Here is a 1,874-nt window from a genome sequence, read left to right on the forward strand (position 1 = left end):
GGTTGTATGTGATGTGCCAAAATCCACTTTAGAGTTAGTTTGAAAGGCACCAATGTTTTGTAAAAATTCTTCGTACTCTTGTGAAATAAGTTGAAGATAGTTTTTATACTGTATTCCTACGCTAGTGATTTTCAATCCTTGGGGCGTGCGTTTAAAAACAAGTTTTCCAATTTCCGACTCTATTTTTTTCACTTTAGCCGTAAGGGCGGATTGAGTATAGTTCGTGATTTCTGCAGACTTACTTAAATTTTGACGGTTTAATATTTCAATTTTCAATGCTATTTCTTTGATGTTCATATAGTTGGCACACCCTATAAAAAAAATTTATGAACCCTATCATTTTCCTCCATTTTACGCTTCTGGGCAGTCAGAGTAAACTCTAGTTAGCTTAATAAGTAAGGGAGACTAGATAATGCTAGAAGCTAAAAATAAGAATTTATCTCACCAAATTATTATTGAACGATACATCAAGCATAGGGGGAGCATCTCTTAATGCATACATATTATAAATGGTTAATCGTATTGGTGGCCACGTTATCCCAAACTGCAGCAACCTTTGTGACATATGGCATGGGACCCATCGCTGCATTTTATCAAATTGAATGGAATTTAACACCACTTCAAACAGGCTTCATTGTTTCAGCGGTCAATATTGGTCCGATGTTTTCAATGCTGGCGTTCGGTTACTTGATGGATAAAAAAGGGGAAAAACACATTATCGGGGGGGGGAACATTTTATTGGGCCTCTCAGCTTTAACGCTAGTTTTTGTTAATGATTATATGGTATTGCTGCTTTTATTATTGTTGGTTGGCATATGGTACGGAAGTGCTCAAACCGGTGGAAGCACGGCCATCGTAAAATGGTTTCCAAACGAACATAGAGGTCTGGCTCTAGGGATAAGACAGACGGGAATACCGATTGGAGGATCTTTAGCCTCTGCAGTTTTATCCTATACATATTATCATTTCAATTTGTCATCAGTACATGTAGTACAAGGGATCGTAGCAATAATGGGAGGGCTGCTCTTCTTATTATTATATAACGAACCAGAAAGAACGAGTGAAACGGGATCAACCTCGGTCGGGTTCAAGGAGAAAATGAGCGTCATCAAAAATAATAAAGAGTTATATCCGATGTATATAGTAGGTGTTGTGATGATGTCATTACAGATGATTATCATTGCGCATTTTATGAGTTATTTGCACAATGAAGGGGGCTATCCATTAACAGAGGCAGGAAAATATTTAAGCGTCGTTTTAATAGGTGGTATGGTTGGACGGGTAGTCATCGCATGGGCGAGTGATCAATTCTTTGAAGGTAAAAGGGAAAGATTATTACTTATTGTGATGGCTGTTACCGTAATTCTTACAGTGATGCTGCCACTCATCATGACTGTTGAAATGGAAATCTTGATGCTATTATTTTGTTTTCTTTTGGGTTTTGTAGCCATTGGTTGGTATTCCATTTTTATTGCTTGTATCACAGAGCAATCGGATTCAGGTTTTATAGGTTTAACGGTGAGTTCAGCATTGACATTAAATCAATTATTCATTGTCATAGCACCCTCTTTATTCGGATTAGTCGTTAATCTATTGAACAGTTATCAACAAGCCCTATATTTGGCCGGAATATCTGTAGCTTTGGGAGCGATTAATTTATATAGAGCAAAAATAAAAAAAAGAATGGATCATGGGATCACCACAAAGTTTGATCAAATTAATACAAACAACCTTGATAAATGAATAAATAGAAAGGGCATGTTTTGAAAAAAGATTAATCAACAAATGCCCTTATACTATTTAATTGAATTATTCTTTTATAAAAAAAATCGATCATTTTTTAGTGTTCCTTAATGAACTAACGCACCCGTTAG

The 1,874-nt window shown here is 36.1% G+C and carries 2 protein-coding genes; one reads left to right on the forward strand and one right to left on the reverse strand.

What is annotated here, in order from left to right; translation table 11 throughout:
* Positions 1-297, reverse strand: a 297-nt coding sequence (locus tag ACIQ0C_RS27115; protein ID WP_403065985.1) for a LysR family transcriptional regulator, incomplete at its 3' end; no start/stop codon positions are given.
* A 195-nt stretch (positions 298-492) separates the two neighbouring features.
* Here ACIQ0C_RS27115 and ACIQ0C_RS27120 point away from each other — a divergent pair.
* Entirely contained in the window at positions 493-1,743 is a 1,251-nt protein-coding gene (locus tag ACIQ0C_RS27120) for an MFS transporter (RefSeq protein WP_403065988.1), read from the forward strand.
* Positions 1,744-1,874 lie beyond the last annotated feature (131 nt).

This window comes from Peribacillus sp. NPDC096448 (assembly GCF_044762675.1).
GTDB lineage: Bacteria > Bacillota > Bacilli > Bacillales > DSM-1321 > Peribacillus > Peribacillus frigoritolerans_B.

Bases quoted from the DNA above. Each gene is read 5' to 3' on its own strand.
- ACIQ0C_RS27120 (WP_403065988.1), top strand. From the start codon at position 493: ATGCATACATATTATAAATGGTTAATCGTATTGGTGGCCACGTTATCC.